Raw genomic sequence first — 16,984 nt, 5'->3', positions numbered from 1 at the left:
CTTTTAGAAGATAATGATACGTTATATGCTATAAGATCAAAAGCCTATAAAACTTTATATACACTTGCTAAAGGAATTACTGAAGAAATGGATATTTTAACATTTAAAAATACTCGTGATTATAAAGTTGTTTATGGAGAGTTTTTATATCAAGCAAAAGGTTGGGAAGAAAAACGTAGAGTTGCAGTTAAAATTGAAAAGCCAGAAGGAAAAACTGTTTATAACTATACTTTCATAGTTACAAATATGACATCATCACCAAAAGATGTAATCAGATTTTACTCTAAAAGAGGTACTATGGAGAACTTTATAAAAGAAAGTAAAAATGGATTTGCTTTTAAATCTTTAAGCAGTACTAAATATATAGCTAATGCGAATAAACTTCAAATTTCATTATTAGCATATAATTTTAATAATTGGTTTAGACGAATTGCATTAACTCCGACTATGCAGTCAAATAGAATAGAAACTATAAGAGTTAAAATGGTAAAAATAGCCGCAAGAATAACTAATAGCGGAAGATATTTAACTTTTAAATTATGTAGTAGTTGCCCTTACCAAAAACAATTCTGGGATACTTTGAATAGAATTGAGGATATTTTAGGATTTGTGTAAATTAAAGTAAAATTGAATAAATATTTAAGTTCTAATTTTTTATTAGAATAAAGTCCTTGGAGAAATTATATCTAAAACTCAGAAATTATGTGGAATTTTTTAAAAAATAACGAAATAAAACCAACCGAATGTATTTTGTCATGATTTTTCATTTAAAATACATTCGGTGAATAATTCAGGAAAAAACTATTCTTCTATCTCAATATTTATTTTTTTAGCTTTTTTTTGTTTAGGTTTTTTAAAATTTTTATTCTTTACCATAAAAATCTCCTTTCTAACTATGTTGTTACTATTATAATTAGCATTTTAACTTTTTATAATACAAGGGAGTTTAAGGAGAAAAATGAAAATAAAAATAAATATTTGTAATAAAATGACAAAATATAGATTAAAATCCATAAATGGTGTAAAATGATTATACAAATAAGATGTAGTAGGAGAAAAAATATGGAGTTAATAATTTTAGTGTTAATAGTAGTTATAGTAATTTTAATTATTGAAAAGATTAGAATTTTAAAAAAGTATAAAATGTTAAGGGAAATTGTAAATTCAATCGGTGATATAATTTCTTTTAAAGATAAAGAGGGAAGAATTATAGAAGCAAGTAATACTTTTCTAGAGTTGTTTTATTTAGATGAAACTGCTATTGGAAAAACAGATAACGAACTTATAAAATCTGGAAGTCTTAAAGCTTTAGAAATAGAAAATTGTATTAAAAGTGATAAATTAACTAAGGAAAAGAAGAGAAAAATTACTATTGATGAAAGATTTAAAATTGAAAATGGAGAGGAAAAAGTATTTAGAGTAGAAAAAACACCTATATATAATAAATATAATGAATTTCAAGGAATAGTTATAGTCGGTAAAGATATTACAGATAAGCTTAAGATTGAACAGTTAGAAAAATATGCAAAGGCAAGAGAACAAAATATAATGGAGCTTAAGCAATATAATAAAATTAAGACAGAGATTTTTGCTAATTTATCTCATGAGTTTAGGACACCAATTAATATAATTTTATCAGCAATAAAAATGAAAGAGATATATTCAAGTAATGGTATAAATATAAATAAGGAAAATATTATAAAACAAAAAAACTATACTAATGTGATAAAACAAAATACTTTAAGGCTTATAAGACTTATAAATAATATAATTGATACAACTAAATATGAGTTTGGAAATTTAGAATGTAATTTAGAAAATGGGAATATAGTAGAGTTTATTGAAGATATAACAACGTCACTAAATTCTATAATGGAAGAGCGTGGGTTAACATTAATATTTGATACTAATACAGAGGAATGTTTTATGGCTTTTGATTTTGCTAAGATGGAAAGAATAATATTAAATATTATATCAAATTCAGTTAAATTTACAGAATGTGGTGGACAGATTTTTGTTACAGTAGAAGAATTTAACAAGTATTTAAATATATATATAGAAGATACAGGATGTGGTATTCCAGCAGATAAAATTGAATTTATTTTTGAACGTTTTTTCCAAGTTGATAAATCTATAAAAAGAAATAGAGAGGGGAGTGGGATAGGCTTAAATATTGTTAAATCTTTTGTAAATATTCATGATGGTGATATTGAAGTTTTGAAGTCTAGTGACTATGGGACTTGTTTTAAAATATCTTTACCTAAGATACTTGTAGAAAATGATAATATTGAAAATAAAATAAATGAAAATAATAATGTTGAAATAATTAATATAGAATTTTCTGATATATATAATTAATTTTAATAAATTATGTAATTATAGAGATTATACTTAGCGAATACTTAATAATCTTATAAGTAGAATACTTATGGAAAGAAAGTGTTATAATTAAGGTACGCTAGGAGGAATTTTATGATCGACATTGAAAAGAGTAAACTGAATATAGAGAATATGTTTGTTCATAGAAGTAAGAAACATAAGCATAAATCAGATAAATTAATTGAAAAGATTTTAGTAAAGGCATTAAAGCGAGCTGAAACTCATGATGTTATTTTGTATCAATCTTACCATATAGCACTTATGGATAATGCAAAATATTTAAGTGATTCAGAGTTTGATAAAAATATAAATTGGTATATAGATTTAGTTGAGTTTCATGATGATGTGAGTAAAAGTATAAAAAGAGTGAGACCATCTTATTCTAAAATGCCAGATAGAAGTTTTATATCTACAGCCTATCTATTTGCAGACCATTTTTATAATTATGAAACAGGTGCTAATTATTTAGGGAATAAAACCTTTACGGCAATGTGGAGATTTAAACAAAATGCTAAAAAAGCACTGAGGTATAAAAGAAGAGGTAAAAGAAAAAAAGCAATGCAGGCACTTTTATATGCTTGTCATTTTTTAGCTGATATGAATCAACCACATCATGTTGGAAATCAAATAGATAGAAGGGGGAAGCTTGTAAGCTTTCTTGAAAAGAAATTAAAGCTTGATGGTATAGTGCATGGAGTTTTTTCCAATCATAGTGAATTTGAGGGACTTGTAAAGAGATGGATAAAAAATAGAGATAGAATAAAACTTTTACTTGGTGAAGATTCTAAAGAAGTTTTTTTATTAGATAGTGTACCTACAAGTGGAGCAAGTTATGATTATTTAATGGAAGAAAATAGTGAAATATTTTATAGAAAAAGTGATAAAGAGAAAATAGAATATCTTTATAATAAAAATAAAGATTTAAATTTAGATGAGTTTTGTGAGTATATAGGAAGAGAAAGTGCAAAATACGCAGTTCAATTTGTTGATGATGCTAATAAGCATGGAAGTAAAGAACAAGTTATAGCAACTGTAAAAGCTCTTAATATGACAGAGATTCAACTTGCTAGATTTTTATATTATTTTTGTAATTTAAAATAAGTTAATGAATATTTAAAAGAAAAATTAGAAAAATTAGCTATAATTAGTATTATAGCTAATTTTTTTTTAGGAGTGGGGAACAAAATGGATTTATACATATCAGATTTAGATGGAACATTATTAAATAGTAAAAGAGAAATTTCGGATTATTCAAAAAAAACTTTGAATAATCTGATGAGAGAAAAAGGATTAGAGTTTACAATAGCTACAGCTAGAACACCAGGAACTGTAATAGAAATACTTGAAGGGTTAAATATAAAGAAGGCTATATCACTTATGAATGGTGTATTTTTATATGATTTAAAAGAAAAAAAGTATATGAAGATTAGAAGTATTAAAAAAGATACTGCAATAAAAATACTAAATGTACTTGAAAGTTTTAATAAGGCAAGTTTTGTTTATGGAATAAGAGATAATCATCTTTATGTATATCATAAAGAAATGGAACTTGACCTTGATATAACATATCATAGTGAAAGAAAAAATAGTTTATATAAAACATTTAAAGTTGTTAAAAATTATGATCAGGCATTAAAAGATTTAGAAGTAGTAAACTTTATGATACTTGATAAGTTAGAAGTTGTTGAGATTATGTATAAAGAGCTTAGTAAAATAGAAGGGATAAATTGTGGGTACTATAAAGATGTTTATGATGAAAGTTGCTATTTTATAGAAATTCATAGTGGAGAAGCATCAAAAGAGAAGGCTGTTGACGATTTAAGAGAAATGTACAAGCCTACTAAAGTTATATGTTTTGGAGATAATATGAATGATCTACCAATGTTCAAAGTTGCAGATGAAAAATATGCAGTTAAAAATGGAGTTGATGGAATTAAAGGCTTTGCCACAGAGATAATAGATACAAATGACTTAGATGGAGTGGTAAAATTCATAGAAAAAAGATTTGAAAAATAAGATTTAAACATTAAAGTTGCATCTAAAATAGGTGCAACTTTTTTATTTGAAATAACCTTAAGAAAAATATAATAATTGAGAGAGTATAATAAGTATATAGGGTGATTTTAAGGGGAGACAGTTATGAAGTATATAAGAAAAATATTTATTTTGTTGATAGTATCTATATTTATGTTAGGTATTTTAGCTAGTAGTAAGGTTGTTTTTAGTGGGTACAAAGAATATAGACAGGCTATAAGTGAAAAAAATTTAGAAGTAATTTTAGGTGAAGTTAAAGCGCGTGAAAATTATGTTGAACTAAAAGATATATCAGAGGATTTTTTAATGGCAATTGTTGCAATTGAAGATAGAAGGTTTTTAGAACACAAGGGGATAGATTATAAAGCTTTGATTCGTGCGTTAGTTAAGAATATTGAAGCAGGGGAAATAGTTCAAGGTGGGAGTACAATAACACAACAATTATCTAAAAACTTATATTTTGACTCAGAGCAGAATATAGATAGAAAGATAGCAGAATTATTTTTAGCAAAGGATATAGAAAGATTGTATAGTAAGGCAGAAATATTAGAATTTTATGTGAATATTATTTATTATGGGAATGAAAGTTATGGGATTTATGATGCGACGAATGGGTATTTTGGAGTAAATCCAAGTGAGATAACATATGATGAAGCAACATTACTTGCAGGAGTTCCACAAGCACCAAGTCTTTATGACTTAACTAAAAATATGGAGGGAGCAATGAAAAAACAAAAGTATGTGGAAAAAGCAATCAATGAGATGTTAGATTAATAACATCCTTAATAATGGAAATATTAACAATTTGTGATATTTAACTGCAATAATTGACACTATATTATAGATAATTTACAATAATCTTACAATGCAAATATTTTTAAATAAAAAGGCTATTAATATTCGCTTGAAGTATATTAAGTTATGGAGTTGAATTTTTATATGGGAATTAAACTAGAAAATTTAGTTGTTGAGTTTGGTACTTTTAGAGCTATTGATAACATTAGCATACAAATACCAAAAGGAAAACTTGTTGCATTACTTGGACCATCTGGTTCAGGAAAATCAACTACATTATTTACGATATCAGGAATACATAAGCCAAAATCAGGAAAAATATTTTTTGCTGATAAAGATGTTACTGGTTTTGAACCTGAACATTTAGGGATAGGGCTTGTTTTCCAAAATTATGCACTATATCCACATATGACGGTAAGAGAAAATATTAAGTTTCCATTAGATAATTTGAAATGGGATAAGAAGAAGGCAGAAGAAAGAGTATTAGAAGTTGCAAAGATAGTTAAGATAGAAGAACTTTTAAATAGAAAACCAGCAGAACTTTCAGGAGGGCAACAGCAAAGAGTTGCAATAGCTAGAGCAATATCAAAAAATCCTGATATATTATTACTTGATGAACCATTATCAAATCTTGATACAAAACTTAGAGTTGAAACAAGGCATGAAATTAGAAGGATACAGAAAGAAACAGGAGTTACTGCAATATTTGTAACTCATGACCAAGAGGAAGCTCTTAGTATTTCAGATGAGGTTATTTTAATGAATGAGGGAAAGATAGAACAAGTTTCAGCACCTAAAGATATGTATATGAATCCAGTAAATAAATTTGTTGCTTCATTTATAGGAAGTCCAGAAATGAACTTTATGACTATAGAGCCAAGTAATGGAGAGGCTATTGTGGGGCAGTATAAATTTATAGGATTGCCAACTGATAAGAAAAAGGTTTTAGTTGGATTTAGAGCAGAAGATTTAGAGATAAGTGAAAATGGTATAGAAATGAAGATATCAGTTATTGAAATACTTGGTAGAGAAAGTCTTGTGACGCTTAGTCATGAAGGTAATAAATATAAAATGCTTGTAGAAAAAGATTTTGAGATAAAAGAAGGCGATACTATCAAAGTTTCTCCAAAGAAGGGGAATGGATATGTATTTGATGCTGAAAGTGAGGTATTCATTAAACGATGTTAAAAAAGTTTAAGAGTATGAAGGGGTATATTTATCTTGCACCTGCACTTATAACAGTAATTATTTTTACAATATATCCAATTATCAATACTATTATAAATAGTTTTGATGAAACAAAAAGTCAAGGATATGTATTTGGACTTGGTAGTTATAAAGCATTATTTGAGGATGAAAGATTTATAACTTCACTTGGAAATACAGCTATATATGCACTTATAGTTCCACTTGTATCAGTAGTTATATCATTACTACTTGCAAATGCACTTGTAACTATTAAAAATGAAAAAATAAGAGGTTTTTTCCAAAGTGTATACTTCTTGCCTTATGTAACTTCGATGGTTGCAATAGGTGTTGTATGGTCTTGGCTTTTTAATAGTGAATATGGAATAATAAATTATTTACTTGGGTTTGTTGGTATAGAACCTATAGCATGGCTTAATGACCCAAACTGGGCAATGCCAGCACTTATAATATTTGCAGTGTGGAAAACACTAGCATTTAATACTTTGATTCTTACAACAGGAATAGCTACAATTAATCCGCAATATTATCAAGCAGCTAAGATTGATGGAGCAAGTTCTGGAATAATATTTAGAAAAATAACAATGAAACTTGTATCACCTATGATTTTATATACTTATATAATCAGTTTAATAGGTGGATTCAAAGTGTATACCGAAGCTTTTGTACTTTTTGGGGGAAGAACTTTAGATGGTTCTGTATCAACAGTTGTCCAATATATAATTGAAAGATTCTATGGCGATCAAGATTTCCCATTAGCATTTGCGGGTTCTATAGTGTTACTTATAATAATTTTAACAGTAACTCTAGTACAAAGAACTATTGCAAAAAATAAAGTACATTATTAGGAGGCTACATTATGAATGGTAAGAATAATTATAAATTAGCATTTAAGTATTTCGCATTAATAATTTTTGCGATAATAACATTATTTCCATTTTACTGGATGATTGCATCATCACTTAAAACAAGTTTTGAGGTTATACAAACACCTCCAACAATGGTTCCAGAGAAACTTCTTTGGGAAAATTATAAAATAGCATTTGAGATGGCTCCATTTGGGAGATATTTTTTAAATACAATAATAGTTACAGCGCTTAGTATAGTTTCAACTGTAACAGTTGCAATTATATCAGCATTTGCATTTTCACATCTTAAGTTCAAGGGGAGAGATTTAATATTTTCATTACTTCTTGCAACAATGATGATACCTGGCGAAGTTTTGATTGTTACAAACTTTAAAACTATCGCAGATATAGGTTGGATAGATACTTATCAGGCTCTATTTGTACCATATATAGCAAATGTCTTATATATTTATATGCTTAGAGAGTTCTTCATGAAAGTTCCAACACAGCTTTATTATGCAGCAAAAGTTGATGGTGCTAGTGATTGGAAATTCTTATGGAAAATAATAGTTCCAATATCAAAACCTTCTATTATTACTATCTGCATATTGGTAGGAATTAATTCATGGAATGCATTCTTATGGCCACTACTTGTTACAAATAGTGAATCTATGAGGGTTCTTGCAAATGGGCTTACAGCTTTTCAGTCGGAAGCTGGAACTCAATATCAGCTATTAATGGCGGCATCAACAATTATTACAATGCCGATTGTTATTATGTATGTGTTCCTTCATAAAAAGATTATTAAGGGAATATCTATTGGTGGAACAAAGGGATAATTAGTTTTAGCTTATAATTTTACAATTATAATATATATTTAATTTTAAGGGGGACTTTTTCAATGAAAAAGAAATTTTTAGCCGCTAGTATGGCACTTATGATGGCAGGTTCATTTGTAGCTTGTGGATCAGATGAGGGAACAGGAGCAGAAACAGAAACAGGAGAAAAAGCAGAACTTGTTACAGAAATCACAGAGCCAGTAAGTATTGAAATTTGGCATTATATGAATGGTAAGCAAGGCGAAGCTATGGAAGCACTTATCAATGATTTCAACGAAACTAATGATAAGAAAATCACTGTAAAAGGTACAAGCCAAGGTAATATACCAGACTTAAACAAAAAAGTTATTACAGCAGCTCAATCAGATTCATTGCCAGCTATAATAAATGTTTACCCAGATGTTGCAACAGGATTATTAAAGCAAGATAAAGTAGTAAACCTTAGTAATTTTATAAATCATGAAACTGTTGGAATGAAGGATGATATTGCAAATGATTTTATTAAATCATTCACAGATGAAGTTGCACAGTGGGAAGATGGAGAGTTATATGGAATGCCTTTAAGTAAATCAACAGAGGTTATATTTGTAAATAAAACTAAACTTGAAGAACTTGGTTATAAAGTTGAAGATATAAAAACAGGATTAACAATGGATAAACTTATAGAAATTTCAACAGCAGCTAATGAAAAGCTTGAAATGGCTGGATTTGGTTTTGATAGTGCTTCAAATGCGTTTATCACAGCTTTAAAAGCAGATGGTAAAGACTTTGTAGATCTTGATGGAACAATAAATGTTGATAATGAATGGACTAGAGAGTTTATGGATATATTTAAAGAGCAAACAGAAGCAGGAAACTTTAGAATTGCAGGGGAAGATAAATATTTATCAGGACCATTCTCAAATGGAAAGCTTTTATTCTATCAAGGATCAACAGCTGGAGCAGGGCATATTAATAATAACGATGCTTTTGAGATTGAAGTTATAGAAGTAGCTCAGTTTGAAGGGAAAGAAAAAGCAGTTATACAGCAAGGAGCTTCATTATTTGCTACTTCAGATGTATCAGAAGTAGAGCAGTATGCAGCTTATGAATTTATTAAGTATGCTACAAGTGCAGAGGCATCAGCAAAATTTGCTTCAGCTACAGGATATCTTCCAGTAAGAAAATCTTCAGCTGAAACAGAAACTATGAAAAAAGTTTTAGGTGATGAAAATGCGTTATATACAAAGGTTTATAATGTAGCACAAAAAGCTTTAGAATACTCATATTACTCACCAGCAGTTAATAATGCTAACTCAGCTAGAACTGTGCTTATGGAAAAATATGATGCATATGTTAAAGGTGAAATAAATGATGTTGAAACATTTGTAGAAGAAACAGTTTCACAAATTAAAACATCAATATCTAGATAATACTCATTTTAAAATAGGTTGCCTTTATGGTGACCTATTCTTTATATATAGATATATACATATAATAGATATAGGAGATGAAAGTTATGAAAGAATTAATAAATGAAATACTTATAAAAATAAAAGAGTATAATAAGGTAGCAATTTTTAGACATGTATCACCAGATCCTGATTCATATGGTTCACAGGCAGGACTTAAAAGTATTATAGTAAATAGTTTTCCAAATAAAAAGGTATCATTGTTTGGTACTCAAAGTGAAAGACTTTCATATATAGCAAAAATGGATAATGATTTTAATGTTGATAAAGATACTCTTGCAATAGTTTTAGATGTTTCAAATAAAGAAAGAGTTGATAATTTATCTTTTGAAAATGCTGGATTTATAATAAAAATAGATCATCACAAGCCATTTACAGAAAAGTTTGAGAACATTACATGGGTTGATACAGGTTATGCATCTTGTAGTGAGATGATACTTGATATTTATCTTAATAATAAGGAAGAACTCGAAATTTCTGATGATGGAATTAGGGGTTTATATACAGGTATTGTAGGAGATACAGGTCGATTTATGTATATGGAGAATCCAACAGGTTTATATAAAAAACTAGGAGAACTTACTTTTAATTTTAATGCTAAAGAGATTTATAGTAGAATGTATAAACGAAGTAGAGAAGAACTTAAATTTTTAGCTTATATATATGAAAATTATAAAGTAACAGAAAATGGGGTTGCATATCTTAAAGTTTCTAATTCAGATTTGAAAAGGTATGGATTTACAGAAGCTATAGATGCAGCTAGAAGAGTTAATGCATTAGCAGATACGGAAGGTATAATAAATTGGTTATTCTTTGCACAGAAAGAGAATGGACAGATAATGTCTGAGTTTAGGTCAAGTGGGCCAAGAGTTAATGATATAGCTTTTAAATTTGGTGGTGGTGGTCATTTTCTTGCAGCTGGAGCAACTCTTGAAAGTTTTGAAGTTGTTGATAAGATAATAAATGAGTTTGATGAAAATTGTAGAGCATTTAATAAGAGTCTATTAAATAAAGAAAATTAATTTAAATAAAGGAATTTACAAATATTTATTGAAATATAAATAAGGACTTAATTTTTTAATGATAAGTTTAAGGGGTAGAACTTATTAAGATGAAAAATTATAATTATTATAATTTGAGGGGGCGTTCAAATGAAAAAAATTAATCTGTGCTTAACATTTAGTGGAACAGTTTATGCAAGACTTATAAGGTTGGTTACAAAGGATAAGTATACTCATATATCACTTGCGCTTGAAGAAGATAAAAATGTGTGGTACTCAATGGGGAGAAAAGGTAAAAATAGATTTTGGGTTGTGAGATTCCAAGTTGAAAACGTACGAGAAAGATTTACAGAATGGTTTCCTAAGACAGAACTTATGATTTTGGAGAAGGAAGTTTCAGATGAAGTTTATTATAAAGTCCTTGCTATACTTGAAAAATATAGTGAAGATACAACAAAGTATAATTATTTAGGAGTTTTAGGGGCAACAGTTAATAAACCGATAGAGCATAAAAATAGATATTTTTGTTCAGAACTTGTAGCTAATATATTAAATGAAGTTGAAGCTTTAGATATAAAGCAGCCAGCTGTTTTAACTAGACCAATGGATTTTTTAGCAGATGAATCATATGTGAAAAAATATGAGGGTGATGTATATGGATATTTAAGGAATATAAGTTAGGGTTATCTTTTAAGATAGTCCTATTTTTTTTGTTCTTTTGACATTTTTTTATATATTAGATATACTTGTTTAGCAATAAAAAAATAAACAAGATTATAATTAAAAGTTTAAATAAATAGATAAATGATATAATTATTAATATATGGAAAAATGAACTAGCACAGGAGAGTATAATATGGAAAACAAATTTTTACCTATTTGCAAAGCTGATATGGAAGAAAGAGGCTGGGAACAATGTGACTTTGTATTAGTTACAGGGGATGCCTACATTGACCATCATAGTTTTGGAGCAGCAATAATTTCAAGAGTTTTAGAAAATGCAGGATATAAGGTTGGTATAATAGCACAACCAGACTGGAACGATGTTGAAGAGTTCAAAAAGCTTGGAAAACCAAGACTTGGATTCTTAGTTAATGGTGGAAACATGGACCCTATGGTTAACCACTACACAGTAAGTAAAAGACTTAGAACAAAAGATTTATATACACCAAAAGGTGAAATGGGAAAAAGACCTGATAGAGCTACAATAGTTTATTGTAACAAAATCAGAGAAGCTTATAAAAACATAAATATAGTTATTGGTGGAATAGAAGCAAGTCTTAGAAGATTTGCACATTATGACTACTGGGAAAACAGAGTAAGAAAATCTATTTTAGCAGATAGTACAGCTGATTTACTTATATATGGTATGAGTGAAAAACAAATAGTTGAAACAGCTGAACTTTTAAATCAAGGTTTTGAAGCTAAGTACATAAGACATTTACCAGGAACTTGTTACATGGTTAACAGTTTAGAAGAGTTATATGAAGACTATACACTTCTTCCATCATTTAAAGCAATAAGTGCTGATAAAGTAACTTATGCTAAATGTTTTAAAACACAAAATGATGAGCAAGATCCAATGAGAGGTAAAACTTTAGTTCAACCTCATGCAGATAAATTTGTAGTTATAAATAAACCAGAAAAACCTCTTAACAGAGAAGAGCTTGATGCAGTTTATGCACTTCCTTATGAGAAGACATATCACCCATCATATGGAAAAGATGGTGGTATAGCTGCTATAAATGAAGTTAAATTTAGTATCATGAGTTCAAGAGGATGTTCTGCAAACTGTTCATTCTGTGCTATTACATTCCACCAAGGAAGAATAGTATCAAGTAGAAGTGAAGAGTCAATAGTTAAAGAAGCTGAAGAAATCACAAAATATGATGATTTTAAAGGATACATACATGATGTAGGTGGTCCAACAGCTAACTTTAGAAAAGCAGCTTGTAAAAAGCAGTTAACAAAACTTGGAGCTTGTAAGCATAAGCAATGTTTATCACCTAAGATTTGTCCTAATATGGAAATAGACCACTCAGAATATCTAAGTGTTTTAAGAAGTGTTAGAAAAATAGAGGGAATTAAGAAAGTATTTGTACGTTCAGGAATTAGATATGATTATGTAATGGCTGATAAAAATGATGATTTCTTTAAAGAACTTGTAGAGCATCATGTAAGTGGACAATTAAAAGTTGCCCCTGAACATGTATCTCCAAATGTTTTAAAATATATGGGTAAACCAGCAGGAACAACTTATGAAGAGTTTAGAAAAAAATTCTTTAAATTAAGTGAAAAAGCTGGTAAGAAGCAATATATTATTCCATACCTTATGTCAAGTCACCCAGGTAGTGAACTTAAGGATGCTATAATGCTTGCAGAATATTTAAGAGATATTGGATACCAACCAGAGCAGGTTCAAGATTTCTACCCAACTCCAGGAACAGCATCAACAACTATGTTCTATACAGGACTTGATCCTGATACTATGGAAGAAGTTTATATTCCAAGAACAAAAGAAGAGAAAGCTATGCAAAGAGCACTTCTTCAATTTGGAAACCCTAAAAACTATAATATAGTATATGATGCTTTAGTGAGAGCGGGAAGAGAAGACCTTATCGGAAATGGCGAGAAGTGTCTTATAAAATCTAAAGAAGATAGATATAAAGCAAGACATGGTCTTGATAAAAAATCTAAATCACATGGAAAAAATTCAGGTGAGAGAAGAAGTTCAGGTTCATCATCATCATCATCATCATCATCATCTTCTTCATCTAGAGGTAAATCAGATAGTAGAAATTCATCAGCAAGAAGTACAGATGGAAGAAGTTCAAGCTATAAAGGTAAGTCAGATGGAAAAAGACGTTTTGGTTCAACAGAGGGATTTGAAGAACTTGGAACAAAGAACAATGGTAAAAGAACTTCAAATAAAGAGAAATTAGGTAAGCTTGTTGGAAAAACAGCTAACCATATTTCAAAAAAAGAAGAAGAAACAAGAGGACCTAAAAAGAAAAGAGGTTCATTTAAAGATAGAACAATAGCTAAAAAAAGAGAAGATAGAATAAAAAGAAAAGGTAGATAATACCGATTTTAAAACTGATTGTAGTAAAATACAGTCAGTTTTTTTACTTTAATATAAGTTGAGTTTTAAATGAATGATAAATTTATAAAAAACATAGCAGTTTATTTAGAATATAGGAATAAATATAGTAAAATCTGTAATATATATTAAGAAAATATAAAGAGTATTGTAAAAGGTTTTTTTTTTGTATATAATACATAAAAAGACGTTTTAGTATTATGGATTTATATAAGATTAATTGTTCCTCCAATCTTTTTTAGGGAGGATTTTTTTTATACTTATATATCATAAGGAGGTAGTTTTAAGATGGAAGAAATTTTAGAAATTTTAGAAAAAAATAGTAGGTGTAGTGATACAGATTTAGCACTTATGACAGGGAAAACAGTTGAAGAGGTTAGAGCTGCGATTTTAGACTTTGAAGAAAAAAGTATTATAGCAGGTTACACAACTCTTATAAATTGGGAAAATACAGGGAAAGAGACTGTAACAGCACTTATTGAAGTGAAAATAACACCTCAAAGAGGGGTAGGCTTTGATAAAGTTGCAGCAAGAATATATCAATTTGATAAGGTTAGAGCTTGTTATTTAATGTCTTCAGGTGGATTTGATTTAACTGTAATTGTTGAGGGGAAAACAATGAAGGAAGTTGCAATGTTTGTATCAGAAAAACTTGCAGTTCAAGAATTTGTAACAGGTACAGCAACACACTTTGTTCTTAAAAAGTATAAGGAGTATGGAACTATATTTAAAGAGAAGAAAATAAATGATAGGGAGATTTTATTCGTATGATAATGGAAGATATGATTTTAGACAACGTAAAAAATATGCCACCATCAGGAATAAGAAAATATTTTGATATGATAAATGAGATGGAGGATGTTATATCACTTGGAGTTGGAGAACCAGACTTTATTACTCCTTGGAATATTAGAGAAGCAGGGATTTATTCTTTAGAAAAAGGTCATACACATTATTCATCAAATGCTGGGTTTATAGAACTTAGAGAAGAAATTTCAAAATATTTATATAGAAAAGTGAACTTATCATATAATCCTAAAACAGAAATTTTAGTTACAGTTGGTGGAAGTGAAGCAATAGACCTTGCACTGCGTGCTTTAGTTGGACCAGGGGATGAGGTTATTGTTCCAGAACCAAGTTTTGTAGCTTATAAAGGATGCACAGCTTTTACAGGAGCTACTTCTGTTGTTATTGATTTAAAGGAAGAAAATGATTTTAAATTAACAAAAGAAGAATTAGAAAATGCTATAACAGACAAAACAAAGGTTTTAATACTACCATTTCCTAATAACCCAACAGGAGCAATAATGACTAGAGAAGAACTTGCTCCAATTGTTGAAGTTTTAAAAGATAAAAATATAATTATACTATCAGATGAGATATATTCAGAGCTTTCATATGATGGGAACCATGTATCAATAGCTAGTTTTGATGAAGTGAAAGATAAAACTATTATAGTTAATGGTTTTTCAAAGGCTTATGCAATGACTGGTTGGAGACTTGGATATGTAGTTGGACATCCTGTTTTGGTTGATGCTATGAAGAAAATTCATCAGTATGCAATTATGTGTTCACCTACAACATCACAATATGCAGCTATTGAAGCACTTAAAAATGCAGATGATAATGTGAAACAAATGGCTAGAGAATATAATAGAAGAAGAAGAGTTATTACCGATGGATTTAGAAAAATGGGGCTAGATTGTTTTGATGCACTTGGGGCATTGTATGTATTCCCATGCATTAAATCTACAGGAATGACTTCAGATGAATTTTGTGAGAAACTTCTTTTAGAAGAAAAAGTACTAGCTGTACCAGGAAGTGCATTTGGTGATTGTGGAGAAGGCTATATAAGAGCCTGTTATGCAGCTTCAATGGATGATATTATGGAAGCTATAAAAAGAATTGGAAGATTTGTTGAAAAGAATAAGAAATAAGAAAAATCAAAAGTTAGGATTTAATCACTAACTTTTGATTTTTTTCTTAATTAAATATTTATAACATAATATACATACCGATATTATAGAAATCAGACAAAGTATTAAAATTATATAAATCCATTTAGCATCTTTTATAAAATTAGAACGAGTTTCTAATGTTGATAGTTTAAAAGAAGATATATTATCTCTAAAAGTATAAGTAAGTGTACCAATTTCTTTCTCAGAAGAAAGATTAGCTATTGATAGATTTTTTAACGATATTTCAGGTTCAATAGAGTTGTTTTCTTCATTTGCAAAAAAAGAAATATCTTCATCTGCAATTATAGTTACTTGTTTATTTAGTGATGGACCAAAGAAGCCAAGTGGCTTAAAATCAATAGTTTCGGTTGATACAGTATCACCTTTTTTATAAGCTAAAGTTTTAGGAACTTTATAGCTATAATCAATAAGTGCTGTCATATCTTTAAATGAATCAGGTCTAGTAGGGCATCCTAATACAACTCCTAGTATATATCTATCATCCCTTTCATAAAAAGATAAAAGACATCTTTGAGCTTTATCAGTAAAACCAGTTTTACCACCTATGCAACCATTTTTTCCTAGATTATTATTTGTATTATCTATTATTATCGGTGTATCATTTGCAATATCTAAAGTGATATCTTTTTCTTTAGCTATAGTTTCTCTAATCCAATCAGATTTTAATGCTTCTATTCCAAGTTTTGAAAGGTCATAAGCACTTGTATAATGTTCATTTCCATACAATCTTTTATCATTATCAAGTCCACTTGGAGTATAGAAATTAGAGTTCTCCATTCCAATTTCTTTAGCTTTTTTATCCATAAGAAGGCTAAATTCATCAGTATTTCCAGCAATATTATCGGCTATAAGAGTTGCAATATCATTAGCAGAATAGATAAGGAGCGCATCCATTACTGTAGATGCAAGGATTTCATCACCTTCTACAACTTCAGCAGAAAAATCTACAAAAATAGATGATGAAGGTTGGTCAAGTGCATCTTTACTATAAAATAGTAAATCATCTTTCTTCTTATGTTCATCTAAAAGTAAAGCAGTTAAAAGTTTTGTTACTGATGCTGGTTGGACATTTTCATCAATATTTTTACTATAAATAATTTCTCCAGTTTTCATATCAATTGAAATTGCATTTTGAGCGGAAATACTAGGTGCTTCCATAGCATAAGTAATAATGGAATTATTAAATACTATGAGTATGAGACTTAAAATTGTAATTTTTAAAACATGTAAATAATTTATCATTTTAATATAAATCCTTTTTTTTATAATTTTTTTAAGTGTATCTATTAAAATATATGAAATTGATAATAATATATATTCATATATTTTTGTAGTTAGTAAAAATATGCTTT

Annotated in this window: 15 protein-coding genes; 14 read left to right on the top strand and 1 reads right to left on the bottom strand. The window is 28.6% G+C overall.

Features of this window, described 5'->3' with window-relative positions; translation table 11 throughout:
- The 14 genes from Q0V15_RS02875 to Q0V15_RS02810 all read left to right on the top strand — a co-directional run.
- Positions 1–615, top strand: a 615-nt coding sequence (locus Q0V15_RS02875; RefSeq protein ID WP_297435813.1) for a transposase, incomplete at its 5' end; no start/stop codon positions are given.
- A gap of 447 nt (positions 616–1,062) precedes the next feature.
- Positions 1,063–2,358, top strand: a complete 1,296-nt coding sequence (locus tag Q0V15_RS02870; protein WP_297435811.1) for a PAS domain-containing sensor histidine kinase — start codon at positions 1,063–1,065, stop codon at positions 2,356–2,358.
- 114 nt (positions 2,359–2,472) lie between these two features.
- The gene (locus tag Q0V15_RS02865; protein WP_297435809.1) at positions 2,473–3,480 is read left to right on the top strand and encodes a zinc dependent phospholipase C family protein; all 1,008 of its coding nucleotides are present in this window, start codon (positions 2,473–2,475) and stop codon (positions 3,478–3,480) included.
- 84 nt (positions 3,481–3,564) lie between these two features.
- A complete protein-coding gene (locus tag Q0V15_RS02860; RefSeq protein ID WP_297435807.1) occupies positions 3,565–4,395 on the top strand; it encodes an HAD family hydrolase in 831 nt (276 codons plus the stop codon).
- A gap of 123 nt (positions 4,396–4,518) precedes the next feature.
- A complete protein-coding gene (locus Q0V15_RS02855) occupies positions 4,519–5,187 on the top strand; it encodes a biosynthetic peptidoglycan transglycosylase (RefSeq protein WP_297435805.1) in 669 nt (222 codons plus the stop codon).
- Positions 5,188–5,352: 165 nt separating this feature from the next.
- Entirely contained in the window at positions 5,353–6,396 is a 1,044-nt protein-coding gene (locus tag Q0V15_RS02850) for an ABC transporter ATP-binding protein (protein WP_297435803.1), read from the top strand.
- Positions 6,390–7,262 (top strand): carbohydrate ABC transporter permease, encoded by an 873-nt coding sequence (locus Q0V15_RS02845; RefSeq protein ID WP_297435801.1) that lies wholly within the window; start codon positions 6,390–6,392, stop codon positions 7,260–7,262. The genes Q0V15_RS02850 and Q0V15_RS02845 overlap by 7 nt, the downstream gene beginning before the upstream one ends.
- 11 nt (positions 7,263–7,273) lie before the next feature.
- Positions 7,274–8,101 carry a carbohydrate ABC transporter permease gene (locus Q0V15_RS02840; RefSeq protein ID WP_297435799.1) on the top strand — a complete coding sequence of 276 codons (828 nt, stop codon included), beginning with the start codon at positions 7,274–7,276 and terminating at the stop codon, positions 8,099–8,101.
- A 62-nt stretch (positions 8,102–8,163) separates the two neighbouring features.
- Complete coding sequence (locus Q0V15_RS02835) at positions 8,164–9,513, top strand: extracellular solute-binding protein (protein ID WP_297435797.1); 1,350 nt, start codon at positions 8,164–8,166, stop codon at positions 9,511–9,513.
- An 86-nt stretch (positions 9,514–9,599) separates the two neighbouring features.
- Entirely contained in the window at positions 9,600–10,574 is a 975-nt protein-coding gene (locus Q0V15_RS02830) for a bifunctional oligoribonuclease/PAP phosphatase NrnA (protein WP_297435796.1), read from the top strand.
- Between the two features lie 129 nt (positions 10,575–10,703).
- On the top strand, positions 10,704–11,234 hold the full coding sequence (locus Q0V15_RS02825; protein WP_297435794.1) for a hypothetical protein: 531 nt from the start codon (positions 10,704–10,706) through the stop codon (positions 11,232–11,234).
- A 175-nt stretch (positions 11,235–11,409) separates the two neighbouring features.
- Positions 11,410–13,635 carry a YgiQ family radical SAM protein gene (locus Q0V15_RS02820; protein WP_297435792.1) on the top strand — a complete coding sequence of 742 codons (2,226 nt, stop codon included), beginning with the start codon at positions 11,410–11,412 and terminating at the stop codon, positions 13,633–13,635.
- A 306-nt stretch (positions 13,636–13,941) separates the two neighbouring features.
- Positions 13,942–14,424, top strand: coding sequence for an Lrp/AsnC family transcriptional regulator (locus Q0V15_RS02815; RefSeq protein WP_297435790.1), 483 nt, complete (start codon positions 13,942–13,944; stop codon positions 14,422–14,424).
- A complete protein-coding gene (locus Q0V15_RS02810; RefSeq protein ID WP_297435787.1) occupies positions 14,421–15,590 on the top strand; it encodes an aminotransferase class I/II-fold pyridoxal phosphate-dependent enzyme in 1,170 nt (389 codons plus the stop codon). Before Q0V15_RS02815 ends, Q0V15_RS02810 begins: the two co-directional genes overlap by 4 nt.
- A gap of 27 nt (positions 15,591–15,617) precedes the next feature.
- On the opposite strand, the gene Q0V15_RS02805 is transcribed toward Q0V15_RS02810, so the two are convergent.
- Positions 15,618–16,874 carry a D-alanyl-D-alanine carboxypeptidase family protein gene (locus tag Q0V15_RS02805; protein WP_297435785.1) on the bottom strand — a complete coding sequence of 419 codons (1,257 nt, stop codon included), beginning with the start codon at positions 16,872–16,874 and terminating at the stop codon, positions 15,618–15,620.
- Positions 16,875–16,984 lie beyond the last annotated feature (110 nt).

This window comes from uncultured Clostridium sp. (genome assembly GCF_947036855.1).
Lineage (GTDB): Bacteria > Bacillota > Clostridia > Clostridiales > Clostridiaceae > Sarcina.
The sequence above is the reverse complement of the archived record's forward strand: the minus strand, read 5'-3'. Positions and strand labels throughout refer to the sequence as shown.

Bases quoted from the DNA above. Each gene is read 5' to 3' on its own strand.
- Q0V15_RS02830 (WP_297435796.1), top strand. From the start codon at position 9,600: ATGAAAGAATTAATAAATGAAATACTTATAAAAATAAAAGAGTATAAT.
- Q0V15_RS02870 (WP_297435811.1), top strand. From the start codon at position 1,063: ATGGAGTTAATAATTTTAGTGTTAATAGTAGTTATAGTAATTTTAATT.
- Q0V15_RS02825 (WP_297435794.1), top strand. From the start codon at position 10,704: ATGAAAAAAATTAATCTGTGCTTAACATTTAGTGGAACAGTTTATGCA.
- Q0V15_RS02815 (WP_297435790.1), top strand. From the start codon at position 13,942: ATGGAAGAAATTTTAGAAATTTTAGAAAAAAATAGTAGGTGTAGTGAT.
- Q0V15_RS02835 (WP_297435797.1), top strand. From the start codon at position 8,164: ATGAAAAAGAAATTTTTAGCCGCTAGTATGGCACTTATGATGGCAGGT.
- Q0V15_RS02810 (WP_297435787.1), top strand. From the start codon at position 14,421: ATGATAATGGAAGATATGATTTTAGACAACGTAAAAAATATGCCACCA.
- Q0V15_RS02860 (WP_297435807.1), top strand. From the start codon at position 3,565: ATGGATTTATACATATCAGATTTAGATGGAACATTATTAAATAGTAAA.
- Q0V15_RS02855 (WP_297435805.1), top strand. From the start codon at position 4,519: ATGAAGTATATAAGAAAAATATTTATTTTGTTGATAGTATCTATATTT.
- Q0V15_RS02840 (WP_297435799.1), top strand. From the start codon at position 7,274: ATGAATGGTAAGAATAATTATAAATTAGCATTTAAGTATTTCGCATTA.
- Q0V15_RS02805 (WP_297435785.1), bottom strand. From the start codon at position 16,874: ATGATAAATTATTTACATGTTTTAAAAATTACAATTTTAAGTCTCATA.
- Q0V15_RS02845 (WP_297435801.1), top strand. From the start codon at position 6,390: ATGTTAAAAAAGTTTAAGAGTATGAAGGGGTATATTTATCTTGCACCT.
- Q0V15_RS02865 (WP_297435809.1), top strand. From the start codon at position 2,473: ATGATCGACATTGAAAAGAGTAAACTGAATATAGAGAATATGTTTGTT.
- Q0V15_RS02820 (WP_297435792.1), top strand. From the start codon at position 11,410: ATGGAAAACAAATTTTTACCTATTTGCAAAGCTGATATGGAAGAAAGA.
- Q0V15_RS02850 (WP_297435803.1), top strand. From the start codon at position 5,353: ATGGGAATTAAACTAGAAAATTTAGTTGTTGAGTTTGGTACTTTTAGA.